Origin of the sequence: Pantoea sp. FN0307 (assembly GCF_050113815.1) — a bacterium.
GTDB classification, from domain to species: Bacteria; Pseudomonadota; Gammaproteobacteria; order Enterobacterales; family Enterobacteriaceae; genus Mixta; species Mixta alhagi.
In genome coordinates this window covers 42,489-57,948 of sequence record NZ_JBNJSO010000011.1, presented here as the reverse complement: position 1 = coordinate 57,948, position 15,460 = coordinate 42,489, and the positions used below count along the sequence as shown (strand labels likewise).

Genomic DNA, 15,460 nt, shown 5'->3' with positions numbered 1-15,460 from the left:
TTTGATCTGATGCGTTGCCATATCTTGCCTGTTTCCGCCGTTGAGCAAACCACTATTCAAAGCCAGTGATATCCTGCGTCTGAAAATACCGCCTCAGCAACCGGTCAGGCAGCCCGCAGTCTGCGGTTTACAGCCGGATCAAGGTCGCTCTTTGACAACAAAGTTCACAATAAAAGTTGTGCCTGCTGGCGTAACCAGGGTTAATTTGTTGTCACTAAGAATAAGCGCCCGCAACAACAGGGCAGGGAAATCAGGAGACACTATGCGTAACACCACTAAGATTTTATTTTCGGGCGCATTGATCGGCGCGCTGGCATTTACTTCTGTTACCCATGCGGAAGGAGAGCCGCAGACCGCTCCGGCGGAAACCGTGCCGCAAACGCCAGCCCAGCAGGATCCGAATCAGGGCGTGCCGCAAACGCCAGCCCAGCAGGATCCGAATCAGGGCGTGCCGCAAACGCCAGCTCAACAGGATCCGACTCAGGGACAAACTCAGGATGCGCCAGCATCCACCGTGCCGCAGGAGCCTGCCCAGACTCAACCACAGGTTGAGCCGGCAACGCCTGATGCCGCAACGCCGGATACGGCTCAGCAGCAGCCGAAAGAGCCTTACGAGGTAACCGAATTCTTTAGCGATGCGCAGCGCTACACTATTGGTTCGGTGGTGCCGGAAAAGTATCGGACAAAGACCTACGAGATTACCGAATGGCAAAAGCGCCACCTGCCTGCGCCGGATGCTGACAGCCACTGGACCTATATGGGCGGTAACTATGTGCTGATTTCCAAAGCGGACGGCAAAATTATTAAAGCCAGATCGGGCGATATTTTCTTCCATTAATCAATTACCGGCCAGCAGCGATGCTGGCCGTTTTTTGTTCCCGTAACCTTAAGCCTTTATTTAATGACATAATGACGGAGCCGCCAAAAGCGGGCGTCAAATGGGACGACATTATATCGCTTATAGAAGCAGTAGGCGGTGTCGTTAAGAAAAGCAGCGGCTCACGCCGGAAATTTCAACTCGGGAATACCAGGAAATCAGTTCATTGTTGATCTGCTGGAGCGCGAGTTATCCGTACGTTAACAGACCGCAGCCCGGCGGGATTCTTGCTTTAACCGAAAAACTTACAGCCCTAAAACAACCTTTATCAATAGGATGCCTTAGGGCGTATCTTTGGGCTTAGTCGCCTAAATGGCCGAATATGTTACCGGTGCGGCCTGATGTCGCTTTTAAGCCTGCGCAAAACGCTCGGCACGGAAGGTCGCAAACATGGGATGCGGCTCGCCGCTGATCATTTCTTCCGCCAGCAACTCACCGGCAATCAGCGCCAGCGTGGCACCGGAGTGAGTAAAGGCGACAAAGCAGCCCGGCACCTTTTGCAGCTCGCCAAAAACCGGATTGCCATCACCAGGAATCGGCTTCAGGCCTATCTTCCAGCCGCTGGCGCGCAGTGCAGGCTTGCCAGCGATCAGTTTGCTGGCTTCATCCAGCAGCTCCTGCACCACCGGCTTCGGGATACGGTATTCGCCATCGCCAACAGCAGAAATATGCTCTTCATACCAGTCATGATCCACTGCCAGCGTGTTGCCTGGGTTGGGCCGTACAGCGGCGCGTGGCGTATTCATCACCACTTCAATCGGCTTATCAACGGGCTCGGTGGTGACCAGCATTGAGACCGGTGAGCCGTCAGGAATAGTGACGCCAAGCGGTGCAACCACCTCCGGCGTTTGCGGCCCGCAGGCCACCAGCACTTTATCTGCCGACAGCTCACCGGCACGCGTGGTGCTGATGCCGCAGACGCGTCCGCTGGCATCGGTTTTCACCGTGGCCTTCCCGCCATGCTCAATCAGTTGACCGCCCCGCTGATGAAATTCTTCCATCAGCCACCCAATCAGATGCGGCAGGCTCACCCAGCCCTCACCGGCGTTATAAATGGCGCTGTTAGCCATTGCCTGCGGCGCAATATTCTGCGTAAAAGCATCGATATTTTCCGGGCTGACCAGCGCAGAGTCGTAGCCATGCGCTTTTTCATATGCGTGGCGCGCCTGGGTACCGCGATCGTCATCCGCAGCCCAGTAAAGGCCGCCGTCAAAACGCAGCCAGGGGAGATCGGGATGGTGGGCAAACAGCGTGCGATAGCGATCGATGCCCGCCATACGCAGCGCATGATATTCACGCGCACGTTCTCCAGCGGAATTGAGCCAGGAAAGGGAGCGTCCCGATGCGCCGGATCCCAGCGCCGCTTCGGTAACCAGCGTTACCTGCACACCCTGACGCAGCAGATGTACCGCGCTGGAGACGCCGATAGCGCCGCCGCCAATCACCACCACAGGTTTCTGATTATTTTTCAGTGACATCACGATTTTCCTTGTTCAGATAAGAAAACAGGCTGTCCGTTTCAGGCAGTGCGGACGGCGTAACGGGTATGTAAATCTTCAATCAGACGCAGCGCCGCCAGCGACTCTGCGGCATCTACCGGCAGCGGAGCACCTTCCAGTAACGCATTCGCCAGCTGGCGATAGAAAGCGGGATAGTCGCCGCGCTCGGTCTCGATAATGCGATCCTGGTTATTGCGGGTCAGCGTGCCCCAGCGGCTGGACTCTTCCAGGCCCCAGGCGGCATCCAGCGGCGTCATGCCGGTCGCCAGCGCAGGCTCCTGATTATCCAGTCCCCATTTGCTAAAGCCTGCCTGGCTGCCCAGCAGATGAAAACGCGGTCCCTGGCGCGCGGCGAGCCCGTTCATCCACAGCCGGGTACGCACGCCGTTAACGTGCAGCAGCGACACAAAGCTGTCTTCGTCGGCATCGGAAAGCGCGGGCTGCGTATGGCGCGCCAGCTCGGCGTAGCTGTCGGCCACCGGGCCAAAGAGCTGTAACGCCTGATCGATCAGATGGCTGCCAAGATCCAGCAGCAGGCCGCCGCCTTCTGCAATGGTTGCGTGGTCGCGCCAGTTGCCAAATCCCTGCGGTCGCCACCATTCAAAGCGTGATTCAAAAGTGCGGATTTCGCCCAGCGCATCCTGACTCAGCAGCTTTTTCACCGTCAGGAAATCACCGTCCCAGCGGCGGTTTTGAAACACCGTCAGCAGTGTCCCGGCAGCCCGGGCGGCGGCGAGCAGCGCCTCACCGTCACGACTGTGCGGAACAAAAGGTTTATCAATCACCAGATGCAATCCGCGTGCAATGGCAGCTTCCGCCTGTGTGCGATGACCCTGCGGCGGCGTGCCCAGCACCAGCAGATCCAGTTCAACGTCACCCGCATCAATCAGCTGTAACAACGCGTCCCAGCTTGCTACCAGCCGCGCCTGCGGATAGCGTTGTCGGGCCTGCGCCCGGCGTTCAGCATCGCCGGTAACGATAACGTCCAGCGCAAAATGCGCATCGGCAGCGAGCAACGGCGCGTGAAACACCTGACCGGAAATGCCGAATCCCACCACCGCAGTACGAATTTCTCCCTGTATTAACGCCATTACAGTACCTCTGATAAAAAGCGGCGCAGGCGCGCCGACTGCGGATGTTCAAAGATCGCTTCCGGCGTGCCGGTTTCCACGATTTCGCCTTCATCCATAAACACCACCTGATCGGCAACTTTGCGGGCAAAGCCCATTTCATGGGTAACCACCACCATGGTCATGCCGCGCTGGCAAAGGTCCGCCATCAGGTTAAGGACGCCTTTCACCAGTTCAGGATCGAGCGCCGACGTCGCCTCGTCGAACAGCATTACCTCCGGGTCCATCGCCAGGGCGCGGGCAATGGCGACACGCTGCTGCTGGCCACCGGAAAGATCGCGCGGTCGATGATCGGCGCGCTGCGTTAACCCCACTTCATCCAGCCGCAAACGAGCAATCGCCATCGCCTGCTGTTTCGGTAGCTTTTTGATCTTCCAGGGTGCCAGCGCCACGTTTTGCAGCGCGGTATGATCGGGAAACAGGTTGAAGTGCTGGAACACCATGCCGATGCGCAGGCGCAGCGCGTCCGGTTTATCTTTCAGCACCGAGCGGCCAGCAAGCAGCACATCGCCCGCTTTCGGCTCGTGCAGCCGGTTGATACCGCGCAGCAGCGTGGATTTACCTGAGCCGGAGGGACCGATAATGCAGGTGGTGGTGCCCGCCGGGATCTGTAGCGAGACGTTGCGCAGCACCTCGATATCACCATAGGCCAGCGTCAGGTTGCGCAGTTCAAGACTGGCGCCGTGAAATGCCGCTTCCTGCTGGGGATCTGCGGCTAAGGCATTATTCAGCATACTGTTGCTCCCGATGGCGGGTGAGAGGGGCGGGTCGTCCAGTCTCCAGCGCTTTTCCGCTGTGCTGTTGCACTTCATCAACTTCTTTCAGCCCGCTTTGCGGGGTGCTGGCGCGGCGGCGGCCGTTGCGATAGCGCTCATCGATCACATTGACCAGATGCGTCATCGGCACGGTGATCGCCAGATAGAACAGGCCCGCCAGCATCAGCGGCGACAGGTTGCCGGTGAGCACGGCGGCATCCTGCCCCACGCGAAACAGTTCGCGCTGACCCACCATCAGCCCAAGCAGATAGACCAGCGAAGAATCTTTGATGATGGAGATAAACTGGTTTACCACCGCAGGCAGCACGCGGCGAATGCCCTGTGGAATAATGATCAGCGCCATCGCTCGCGCATAGCTCATGCCCAGCGCACGGCACGCTTCCAGCTGACCTTTTTCCACGCTCTGAATACCAGAGCGGAAAATCTCGCCCATATAGGCGCTGGCGATCAGACTAAGGGCGAAAATACCGAGCGGATAGGGCGTAGGGCCAAACAGCTGATAGCTAAAGCGCGCCAGCCCTTGACCAATCAGCAGGATGGTTAAAATCGACGGCAGGCCGCGAAACAGATCGGTATAGATGCGCGACGGCAAACGCAGCCAGCGCGAGGGGGAAATCGCCATTAACGCCAGAATCAGGCCAAAAGTGGTGCCCAGCACCGTGGCGGCAAGAGAGATGATCAAGGTATTGATTAACCCCGTTCCCAGCAGCTGGGGGAAAACAGCCAGCATCGAGGGGAAATCGAAGAAGGTACGCGACAGAATCTCGAACAGGTCCATAGTAAGCACTCGCTTTTTTTAGGGGCCGGGATGTAAATATCCCTGCCCGGTGGATCGGGCTATTCGCTAAACAGGCGGTATTATTGTGCGTCGGGCAGGTACTGTTTCGGCATCGGTGAGCCCGGGAACCACTTCTCATAGAGACGTTTCCAGGTGCCGTCCTGCATCGCCTCTTTGATCGCGTTATCCAGCGCGGCTTTTAGCTGCGGTTTCTGTTTAGCAATCGCGATGCCGGCAGGCGCATCAAAAGAGGGAATATCTGCCGCATGAACCAGTTTGAAGCGGTCGGCGTAGCTTTTGGCTGCCTCGTAATCAAGGAAAACCGCATCCAGCGTGCCGTTATTAAGCGAGGAGATGGCGGCATTGTTATCGGGAAAACGCACCAGGTCGGTTTGCGGGAAATGCTTCACCGCATAGCTCTCCTGCAGCGTACCCTGCACCACGCCCAGCCGCCGTTTGACCAGCGCATCGACACTCTTTATACCGGTGTCGCTGCGCGTCAGCACCGACAGATAGCCGGCAAGATAGCCGGTCGTGAAGTCCACGGTTTTGGCGCGTTCCGGCGTAATGCCAATCGCCGCCACGCCCGCATCATACTGACCGTTCGCCACCGCAGGCAGAATGCCGGAGAAATCCTGACCGATAAAATCGACCTGTTTTATGCCCAGCCTGTGAGCGACGTTGGTAAAAAACTCAATATCAAAGCCGGTAAAATTGCCTGCGGCGTCGGTAAAGGTGTAGGGTTTCGCATCGCCCAGGCTGGCAACGCGCATATGACCCGGTTCAATCAGGCCATAAGGGTTATTATCCGCCGCGCTGGCCGGGATGGAGAGAGTGACGATTGAAGCCGAGGCGATGAGCGCAACGGCCATTCTGAACAGGATGTTGTGCGATTTCATAAGTAGTCCGTTTTTGTTGTCTAAACATCAACGACTATTGAAACCGGGGACGTTTAATTAGTATGAGTCCGGTCTCAATGCAGGTGCTGATTAGTGAGAAGTCCGCTTGTGAGACCGGTCTCAAATCAGGTACAGTGATATTAAGCACAGCCTTTCAGAGCCGTCAACGATCGATCCTTCAACCTGTGATTCGAATTAATTATGACAAGTAAAATGATGCGAATGAAAGCGCCTACCGCTGCCGATGTAGCGCGTGAGGCAAGGGTATCAAAAGCGCAGGCGGCAAGGGCGCTGGGCGGTTACGGCGCGGTCAGCGACGAGGTAATGACGCGGGTGCTGGCAGCGGCTGAGCGGCTGGGGTATCGCCCCAATGAGCTGGCGCGCAGCATGAATACCGGGCGCTCTAATACGCTGGGCGTGATAGTGGGCGATATTGAAAACCCGCATTTCGGCCTGGCGCTACGCGGCATCTCGGACGTAGCGCGCCAGGCGGGCTACCACGTTATCCTCAGCAACAGCGATGAGCAGGTGAGCATTGAGCAGGAGGCGGTCCGCGTTATGCTGGAAAAGCGGGTGGATGGGATTATCGTCGCCCCCAGCAGCTCAGCCGCCAGCGATAATGCGCATTTAACTCAGGTGCTGACGGAAGGGCGGGCGCTCACGCTGTTTGATCGGGCGGTTTACGATCTGGATGTTGAAGTGATCGGCGTCGATTTTACCCGCTCAGCGCAGCAGGCAACGCAGGAGCTGCTGGAGGCCGGGCATCGACGCATCGCCTACGTCACCAGTATGAATTCCAGCGAACCTTATCGCCGACCGGAAGATATGGGGCTGACGCCGGTTGCCCAGCGTATCGCCGGGATGGAGCGCGCCTTCAGCGTGGCGGCGGTGCCTTTTATTCCGGCGCTGATCAAACCCAATGCGCTGGATGATGCGGCTGTTGCGCGTATCGTCAGCGAGCTGTTTGATGATGCCGCGCCACCCACGGCGGTGATCGCTTCCGACAGCCTGATTGCTCAGGCGCTGCTACGTGAGTTCCATCTGCGCGGCCTGCGCATTCCACAGGATCTGTCGTTTGTAATGTACGATAATTTCCCCTGGACGGAGATCGTTTCGCCGCCGCTGTCGGTGATCGCGCAGCCCGTCTATGAGATGGGCTGCGAGGCGGCACGACGGATTATTGCGCAGATCCGTGGCGAAGAGCCTGGTCCGATGCCGCAGTTTGAGACGCGCTATCTGCGTCGGGGTTCGACCGGACCGGCACCACTTTGATGTTGACCAAACCGATCCCCAGTTTGCGTGGGTCCTGCCCGATAATGTTGCCTTCATTAGAAAGCTCCGGCTCCGGCGGGGCGATCACCAGCTGGCGGCTGCCTGCAGGATTATTGAAGCGCAGCGTTACCGTGCTGACTTCATGGCCCAGCGTTAGCATCTGCTGCTGATCGCCTACACGAACCGGGATCGGATGTCGGGCATTAGGTCCAAACGCTTTTGCCCGGATCACCAGATCAAAACTTGGCGGCAGCGGCCGGGCGTACTCAATTGTCACCTCCGGCGCGAGGTTGGCGTTGGACCAGCGCCCCCAGCTTTCAGAACGGGAGAGGCCGCTAAACGCTTTCACCGCCAGCGGCGCGCCCGGCACGTCGAATTTAAAGCTGTCGGCCTGATAGCGAATATCGTTGTCGGCGACTTTTAGCGCGGCAACGTTCTGCTGCCAGCGCTGCTTATCCAGCGGCCGTTGAGGGATATTGACCGTGCTTTCATAGTTCGCCTTATCAATATGCTGAACCTGCGGCTGCGCACCCAGTTGCCCCTGCGCCACGCAAAGGTCGGTGGATATGGCCAGCGCAGGCTGCCACAGGCGTGCCATCTTAAAGCAGCGATCCACCCAGACAAATTTATCTTCGGCGGCGAAGTCAGCCAGCTGGTAGCGCAGCGGCGCGGCATATTCGCCTTCCGGCAGCGGCTCAACTTTGTCTTTACCGATTTTCAGCAGCAGCGGCAGGCTAAAGTGCGCGCCGGAGAAGCTGATGCTGTTTTTCTGCTGGTCCACGCGAAAGCGCTCGATACGTTTTGGAAAGCCCCACAGCTGGATCACATCCGGCTTCCATTCCAGCACTTTTTTCTTCATCTCAAACTGCTCCGACAGCGAGCGATCCGACAGCGAACTGCGTCCCAGGGCGATGGCCTTATCGCCGCCCAGCAGATCCAGCACCGTTGCGCCGTTATCCAGCGAACTGCGTTTCATGCTCAACAGCTGCGGCTGTGCGCGATCGCCGCGAATAACCATAAACAGATTATCGCGCTGATGGGCGTTAAGGTATTTCCACGCGGTGTTGTTCATCGCCAAGTGATCGGAGGAGACCACAATCAGGGTATTTTTGGCCCACGGCGATGCCAGAATGCGCTCAATTAGCCGGGCAACATGCTCCTGACTACAGGCCACGGCGCTGAAAGACTGGTTGGGCTTACCTTCATAGCTGTAGCTTTTATGCTGGCAGCTACGGGAAATAAAGCCGTCAGGATGATGGGTATCTACCGTCAGGGTAAAGAGTGCAAACCGCTGTTTCTGCTGCGACAGCTGTTCGAACTTTTGCCATACCTCATCCATCACCGTATCGTCATAAAAGCCCCAGTTGTTGCGATAGGCGGGGTCCGCAACCCGATCTTTTAGCTCCTGTAAGCCATAGAGATGATCGATGCCGTGCGATTTCAGGAAAGTATCTTTTCCGGCAAAGCGCAGATCCGCGCCCTGGATAAACCAGGTTTGATAGCCGGAATTTTTTAAAATATCGCCAAGGCAAGTATTCTGTGGGAAAAAGCTGGAAAGCGAGGCGGAGGCGTTGCCTTCAAAGGGCGCGAACAGCGGAATGCCGCACTGCGAAGCCACCATACCGGCAATGGTATATTCGGTGCCCGGCAGCTGCTCGGTTTGCGCGAAATCCAGCGCCTGCTGCTTTCTGAGGCGGCTTAGCTCCGGCGCCAGCTGAGGAAATGCCTGCTCGTTAAAATAAGTGCGCTCCAGGCTTTCACCATAGATATAAACCAGGTTGAATTTGGGGTTAGCGATCTGCTTCTGCGGTTCGTGATACCACTGCGCAAAGTCAGATTCGCCGCCAGGTGTCTGTGAGACGAACAGGTCGGCGACCTGCTGAAAAGCGGGCGTGGTTTTAATCGAGGCAAGCGCCAGCAGCAACGCCAGCAGGCTGTAGCCGAAATGGTGCGGGCGATCGCCGCGCCGCCGCAGTAGCCAGGAGAGCAGACAGAACACCAGAAACAGTGCCAGTATCAGCCCGATGCCGGGCAGCACATATTTACTGACCCCCGCGCCGGTCAGGCTGTTGGTTAAGGTATAGAGCACCGCATCGTTAATCCCTTCGCCGGTAAAATAGTTGCTGGCGTAGAGCGTGGCGTTGAGAATGATAAACAATCCCAGCACCAGCAGCAGGGAAAGGTACCAAAAAGTGTTTCGTCCGGCTTTGTAAGCATAAATGGCAATGGATGCCACAAATAAAATGACTGAAAAGAGTTCAGACAACGGGATTTCCTCATGCGGAAACGGGCGACATGAGTGGCGCCAGGCTCGCTTTTTTTATCAGGGATATCACAGAATTTTTTCAATCTATCCTGACTGTCATATCCCTGCAATACGAGAAGTCACAACTGTCGGGCGGAGCGCGCAAATTCAGACATCGGACGTGACCTCATGCCAGAGATCGTCCATGGCTAACTCCAGTTTTTTAAACATCTGATAGCGCTTTGAGTGAAAAGTATGGCGCGCCTCATCCGGCAGCAGCACACCGGGATTAAGCTGAACTGCCTGGGTTACGCCAGCGGTCAGGTTCGGCCATAAGCCGACGCCGACCCCAGCGCAAATGGCCGCACCCAGCGCGCCGGTCTCCATACAGGTCGCGACGCGAATGGGAATGCCCAGCACGTCAGCAAACATCTGGGGCCAGACCGCGCTGCGCGCTGCGCCGCCGGAAAGGGTAGCCTGGCTGAACGCTATTCCAGCGGCATGCAGGCGATCAATGTGCGCGCGATGGGCGAAGGTTACGCCTTCAAATAGTGCAAACAGCATATCGGCACGGGTATGCCAGCCGCCAAGCCCGTAAAAACCTGCTCTGGCCGGGCCTGCTTTACGGCCGGAATAGAGGTAAGGATGATAAAGCGGCAGCTGCATATCAGGCCTGACCTGCGCCACCAGATCGCTGCTGCGTACCGCGCCCTGGCCGCCCCGACCATCATCAAACTCACGTACAAACCAGTCAAGGTTGGCGGCGGAGGTGGCGCTGGCTTCGATCGCCATATAGCGATCGCGTTCAATAATGGAATTCATAAACACCGGACGCCGATATTCCGGCTTTTCGACCACCACCTGATTGATGCTCCAGGTTCCGGCGACAATCGAGGCTTCGCCACAGCTCACTACGCCTGAACCCACCGCGCTCGCCACCACATCGAAAATGCCCGCTACCACCGGAATGCCAACCGGCAACCCGGTTAAACGGGCTGCCTGTGGCGTCACCCGGCCTGTTACCGCACAGGATTCGTTCAGCGGCGGCAACAGCGCCAGCGCCTCCTCCACGCCATACAGCGCCATCAACGATGCGCTATAGCCGCGTTGCGCATAGTCGATCAGACCGGCACCGGCAGCGTCCGAATAGTCGGCGCTGACAGCACCGCAGAGAAAATGATTAATAACATCTTTGGCGCACAGAACGTGGCCGATGCGGGCATAACACGCCGGATCGTATTGCTTCAACCAGCGCAGCAGTACCGGCGTGGCGGCAGGCCAGGGCTTTTGCAGGGCGCGTTGCCAGATAAGCGCCGCATTCCCCTGCTGCTCCAGCTCGCTAACCAGGCCTGCGGCGCGCATATCGATCGACTGGATGCCCAGCAGCGGCTGCTGCTGTTTATCCAGCGCGTAAAGGCCGTTGCCGTGTCCGGCCGCGCCGACGGCGATCACCCGTCGGGCTGCATCGCCCGCCTGCGCCAGACAGTCGCGTACCGCCCGCTGCACGCCGTGCCAGACATCGGTTACTGGCCGTTCGGCGTAGCCGGGCTGCGGCTGGTGGGTTTCTCCGGCGCAGCCCGCCACCGACAGTACCTGACCGCTGGTGTCAAACAGCACGGCTTTGATCATGGTATTGCCGGCATCAATGCCGAGTAAGCAATGGCTCATCTGAATACCTCGCGTTTACAGGCGGCAAGCGAACTGTTTCGCTTTCCTTCTGGCGATGCGATGGCGCACTGCTTAAGCGCCGGAGCGGCGTCAGGCCTGGCGGTAGATCTCCAGTGCTTCCGCGCCGCTGACGCCCTGATGGATAATCGCCATCAGCGCTTTAACCACACGCGTTGGGTTATCGTGCTGATAAACGTTGCGGCCATAAACCATACCCGCTGCGCCCTGGGCCATCAGCGCCGCGCTTTTTTCCAGCACCGCGCCCAGCTCGCCTTTGCCGCCGCCGCGTACCAGCGTTGGGCAGCGCGCAGCCTCCACCACACGGTGGAAATCCTCCACGTTTTCTGTGGGATCGGCTTTGATGATATCGGCCCCCAGCTCACGCGCCAGCCGCACCAGCGGCACTATCTGCGCTGCGTCGCCCAGCGAGCCGTAGGCTGGCCCCTGGCCCTGCGCCGCCATCACCAGCGGCTCAATCATCAGCGGCATGGCATATTTATCGCAGGCGTGACGCAGGCGACCAATATTTTCCACGCACTGTCGAAAGATGCCGGGTTCATCGGGGATTTGGTAGAGATTCACCACTACCGCCGCCGCATCCAACTGCAGCGCCGCCAGAATCGGCTCTTCCGGATTGTGCAACACCGCCCACATTTCCCGATGGCGCGCGGCGTTATAGGCGTTGCCGACATCGGTACGCAGCACCAGCGCCGGTTTCGGCGTAGCAGCCTGCTGGAGCAGATCGGCCTGACCGTAGTTAACCTGAATGGCGTCCGGCTGTGCGGCGATAAGGCTACGCATCACGCTGGATATATCCTCCAGCCCCACAAGGAAATCGGGTTCATTGGCGATGCCGTGGTCGATCGCCACATCCAGGCATTTTCCCTGCTTAAACAGGCGATTCAGCCGCACTTTAGCGCTAACCGACATGCAACACTCCTGCGGGTTGGGATTGGCAAGCTAAACGTAGACCGGAGACGCCATGCAGGCGCGCCAGACGGGAGAGCGTCATCTCCAGCTGTTGCTGGCGACAGGCGTCGCTCCACGCCATTTCCTGCGCCATCAGATGGGCGATCTCCGCCATTAGCGGCGGCGTCAACTGACCAGAGATCCCCAGCGCGGTTCGGCGCAGCAGTAAATCTTCCAGCATGACCACCTGTTCTTCATGGATCAGCCAGCGCAGCTCGGTATCGCTGTAGTCGGCATGATGCTGCAACGGCTGCTCGTCCTCTGCGGCAATCAGGCGCAGCAGCAGTTCGGCACGGGTGCCGTAGCGATCCACCAGCTGAGCCACACGCGGTTCCGCCAGCTGATATTTATCGCTAAGCTCGCGGATCCAAATCGGCAGACGTTCATGGCAGGGGAAATTACGACCGCCGCCAATCGCCATATCGACGGTGCTGCGTCGGCGCTTTTCACCCAGCAGCTTTAATACCCGATCTGCCGCCTGTTCGCCGAAGCGCCGGAAGGTGGTCCATTTGCCGCCGACCAGATTCAGGATGGAAAAATCGTGGCTGGCATCCGGCGGGAAATAAACCAGCGAGTGGTTACGGCTTATGCGACCGCTGATTTCCGTATCGCTGGCAGGCAGCGGACGCACGCCGGAGAAGGTGTACACCACATCTTCAGCGCTCACGTTGATATGTGGAAAAATAAAGTGCAGCGACTCCAGGATATAGCGCTGCTCTTCCGGCGTGCAGGCGATATTTTCCGGATCGTCGACGCGAATATCGGTGGATCCTACCAGCACTTTGCCGTACCACGGAAACATAATGCAGACGCGCCCATCCTGATTTTCGTAATAGACCATTTCATCGCGCAGCTCTGCCAGCAGCGCCGGACTGTCGATGATCAGGTGCGATCCTTTGGTGCCGCCAATCAGGCGGCGCGGATCGGCCGGGGCCAGTTGCTGGTTGAGGTGATCGATCCAGGCGCCGGTAGCGTTGACCAACACATGCGGTTCAAGGGTAAAAAGCGTGTTGGTCAGGTTATCACGCAGCGTTACCCGCTCGCCGTCGCTTGACACCAGACTGACATAATTCAGCGCCAGCGCCCCGGCGTTACTCTGTTCCGTATCCAGCACCAGCTCGACGCCAAGCCGCTCCGGCGCTTTGATCCACGCATCATAATAGGTGGCGCTGTATTTCACCCAGACGGCAAAGCCGGGCCAGCGGGCGCGGGTTTCGGCGGTATTGTTCAGGCGATGGCGCGGCATGCTGCCCTGTTGCCGCGTGTAGAGATCGTACAGCGCGAGGCCGGTTTTTATCAGCAGCGCGCCACGACGGGTCGGCTTTTCGCCGAGGCGCAGAAAGCGTTTGCTGGCGTTAATCAGCCCGCCGCCCCAGCTATCGATCGGCACCGTGGTACGCAGCGGAGAAACATAGTGAGGGGCATTTTTCAGCAGACGATCGCGCTCCTGTACCGACTCTTTTACCAGATCAAATTCGCCGGTTTCCAGATAGCGCAGACCGCCATGGATCATGCGCGACAGCGCGCCGCTGGCGGCCTGACACCAGTCATCCTTTTCGATCAGCACCACCGGGATGCCCTGCAGCGCCAGCTCACGAAAGGTGCTGATACCGTTAATGCCGCCACCGACAACCAGCACCGGCACGCGATTATGCTGGCGCAGCGCAGCAAGTTTTTCCTGTCGGCTGCGCTTCACCACCACTTCCTGTTTCCGCATTCTTCTCTCCTCTGCCCGCCACGATTTGTGCAGGCTCAGCGTTAACGGCTTGCTTCTGCAATTATTTTCGCCGGGAGAGAAGAGGGCAAAAAAACAGCGGCTTAAAATACGTAACTGTGAGCCGGATCGATAATATGCTGTAAACCTGCCTGATCGTTACAGCTCACCGGTCAGGTATTGCGCGACACCGTTGGCAAAGCTCCAGTCGCCTTTTTCATTGGTGATAAAGCTGATCATCAGATCGCTGCCGCGCACGCCGCAGCTGCTTTCCAGTTCGCGGGCCAGCTCGGCCATAAAATGCTGCTTTTGTTCACTGCTGCGCGGGCTGGTATAGACCCGTACCATCACCAGGTTGTCGCTGCGCGTCAGGCCAAGCCCGGTATCTTCAAAGACCATTTGAAATCTTTTGTTTTCATGAACAATCTGATAACGATCGCGCGGCGGTACGCCAAACGCGGTCAGCACTGCCCGATGCGCTGCATCCAGCAAGGTTTTCAGTTCAGCTTCAGAGCGTCCTTCAATCAGATCAAATTGCAGTAATGGCATGCTTTTCTCCGTTATCGCGTGGTTGGATCCCTATCCTGCACGCGCTTTTAAAGGAGAAAAAGCGCTATAGTTGAACGCATTGTTTACTATTTTGAACAATCTGATGAATACGAAAACTGATGCACTCTGGCTACATTTGCACTGGCTTACGGTGCTGGCAGAGCAGGGAAGCTTTACCCGGGCGGCGGAGCGGCTTGAAGTCAGCAAAGCGGCAATGAGCCAGAAAATTAAACAGCTGGAGATGCTGGCGGGCGTCCCGCTGGTACAGCGCACCACGCGCAGCGTGCGACTGACCGAGGCGGGTGAGAAACTGGTGCAGGAACTACGCGCCCCCTTTGCGGAAATTGAACAGAGTTTTTACGCCGTGCGCGACAGCAGCGGCCCATTACGCGGGCTGGTACGAATAACCGCGCCGGTAGCCTTCGCCCGTCAGCAGCTTCAGCCGCATATTCGGGACTTTTTGCGCCTGCATCCGCAGCTGCGCATTCAGCTTGAGGTAACCGATCGACTGGTATCGCTTGCCAGCGAAGGGTTCGATCTGGCGATCCGCCACAGCAATGCGCTGCCGGAAACCCATGTCGCCCAGCTTTTATGCGAAACGCAGACCTTGCTGGTGGCCTCTCCCGCCTGGCTGGCGGCGCACGGCGAGCCGCAGCATCCACAGGAACTGAGCCAGCATGACTGCCTTTATTACCCGCGCGGCACTGAACTGCCGCGCTGGCGCTTTAGCGATCCGGCACAGCCACAGCAGGAAATGGTGGTAAATGTCAGCGGCCCGTTTGCCACCAATAACAGCGAATCGATCCGTGATGCGGCGCTGGATGGTCTGGGAATCGCCATGCTGCCCGATTTCAGCGCACGTCAGGCGCTGGGGGAAGGCCGTTTGCGTCAGATATTGCCGCAGTGGCATATCCAGGGTGCGTTTGCCCGCCACGTCTGGATCGTACGTCCGTGGGCGGCGCGGGTGCCACGCGCGGTGACCGAACTGAGCCAGTGGCTACGGCAGCGTTTTCAAACGGGCACGGTGGGATAAGCTTCACAGTTGCCCACACTGAATGTGCATCTTTTCTAAAGTTTTACAGGG

The 15,460-nt window shown here is 58.1% G+C and carries 13 protein-coding genes and 1 pseudogene; 4 read left to right on the top strand and 10 right to left on the bottom strand.

Annotation, left to right across the window (positions count from 1 at the left end):
• The first annotated feature begins 262 nt into the window (after window positions 1-262).
• Together ACQE3Z_RS20250 and ACQE3Z_RS20245 are read left to right on the top strand one after the other, a co-directional pair.
• Window positions 263-838, top strand: a complete 576-nt coding sequence (locus ACQE3Z_RS20250; protein ID WP_426975171.1) for an RcnB family protein — start codon at window positions 263-265, stop codon at window positions 836-838.
• Between the two features lie 20 nt (window positions 839-858).
• Window positions 859-1,050, top strand: coding sequence for a type II toxin-antitoxin system HicA family toxin (locus tag ACQE3Z_RS20245; protein ID WP_426975170.1), 192 nt, complete (start codon window positions 859-861; stop codon window positions 1,048-1,050).
• A 177-nt stretch (window positions 1,051-1,227) separates the two neighbouring features.
• Here ACQE3Z_RS20245 and ACQE3Z_RS20240 read toward each other — a convergent pair whose 3' ends face one another.
• The 5 genes from ACQE3Z_RS20240 to ACQE3Z_RS20220 form a co-directional block, all read right to left on the bottom strand.
• Window positions 1,228-2,355 (bottom strand): NAD(P)/FAD-dependent oxidoreductase, encoded by a 1,128-nt coding sequence (locus ACQE3Z_RS20240; protein ID WP_426975169.1) that lies wholly within the window; start codon window positions 2,353-2,355, stop codon window positions 1,228-1,230.
• 41 nt (window positions 2,356-2,396) lie between these two features.
• The gene (locus tag ACQE3Z_RS20235) at window positions 2,397-3,467 is read right to left on the bottom strand and encodes a Gfo/Idh/MocA family protein (RefSeq protein ID WP_426975168.1); all 1,071 of its coding nucleotides are present in this window, start codon (window positions 3,465-3,467) and stop codon (window positions 2,397-2,399) included.
• On the bottom strand, window positions 3,467-4,240 hold the full coding sequence (locus ACQE3Z_RS20230; protein ID WP_250651712.1) for an amino acid ABC transporter ATP-binding protein: 774 nt from the start codon (window positions 4,238-4,240) through the stop codon (window positions 3,467-3,469). Before ACQE3Z_RS20230 ends, ACQE3Z_RS20235 begins: the two co-directional genes overlap by 1 nt.
• Entirely contained in the window at window positions 4,230-5,060 is an 831-nt protein-coding gene (locus tag ACQE3Z_RS20225; RefSeq protein WP_426975167.1) for an amino acid ABC transporter permease, read from the bottom strand. The genes ACQE3Z_RS20230 and ACQE3Z_RS20225 overlap by 11 nt, the downstream gene beginning before the upstream one ends.
• Before the next feature lie 80 nt (window positions 5,061-5,140).
• Entirely contained in the window at window positions 5,141-5,959 is an 819-nt protein-coding gene (locus tag ACQE3Z_RS20220; RefSeq protein ID WP_426975166.1) for an ABC transporter substrate-binding protein, read from the bottom strand.
• 201 nt (window positions 5,960-6,160) lie between these two features.
• Between ACQE3Z_RS20220 and ACQE3Z_RS20215 the strand changes: the two genes are divergently transcribed.
• Window positions 6,161-7,231 (top strand): LacI family DNA-binding transcriptional regulator, encoded by a 1,071-nt coding sequence (locus ACQE3Z_RS20215; RefSeq protein WP_426975165.1) that lies wholly within the window; start codon window positions 6,161-6,163, stop codon window positions 7,229-7,231.
• On the opposite strand, the pseudogene opgB reads toward ACQE3Z_RS20215, so the two are convergent.
• From opgB to ACQE3Z_RS20190, 5 genes and pseudogenes are all read right to left on the bottom strand, one after another.
• Window positions 7,218-9,497: pseudogene (gene opgB / locus ACQE3Z_RS20210) on the bottom strand (phosphatidylglycerol--membrane-oligosaccharide glycerophosphotransferase); the annotation flags it as partial. The gene ACQE3Z_RS20215 and the pseudogene opgB sit on opposite strands and share 14 nt — an antisense overlap.
• Window positions 9,498-9,644: 147 nt before the next feature.
• Window positions 9,645-11,144, bottom strand: coding sequence for an FGGY-family carbohydrate kinase (locus tag ACQE3Z_RS20205; protein WP_426975164.1), 1,500 nt, complete (start codon window positions 11,142-11,144; stop codon window positions 9,645-9,647).
• Between the two features lie 90 nt (window positions 11,145-11,234).
• A complete protein-coding gene (locus tag ACQE3Z_RS20200; protein WP_426975163.1) occupies window positions 11,235-12,074 on the bottom strand; it encodes a class I fructose-bisphosphate aldolase in 840 nt (279 codons plus the stop codon).
• On the bottom strand, window positions 12,064-13,830 hold the full coding sequence (locus ACQE3Z_RS20195; protein ID WP_426975162.1) for an FAD-dependent oxidoreductase: 1,767 nt from the start codon (window positions 13,828-13,830) through the stop codon (window positions 12,064-12,066). The genes ACQE3Z_RS20200 and ACQE3Z_RS20195 overlap by 11 nt, the downstream gene beginning before the upstream one ends.
• Window positions 13,831-13,986: 156 nt before the next feature.
• Entirely contained in the window at window positions 13,987-14,376 is a 390-nt protein-coding gene (locus tag ACQE3Z_RS20190) for a tautomerase family protein (protein ID WP_426975161.1), read from the bottom strand.
• 100 nt (window positions 14,377-14,476) lie between these two features.
• On the opposite strand from ACQE3Z_RS20190, the gene ACQE3Z_RS20185 reads away from it, so the two are divergent.
• A complete protein-coding gene (locus tag ACQE3Z_RS20185) occupies window positions 14,477-15,409 on the top strand; it encodes a LysR family transcriptional regulator (protein WP_250652663.1) in 933 nt (310 codons plus the stop codon).
• The last annotated feature ends 51 nt before the right edge of the window (window positions 15,410-15,460 follow it).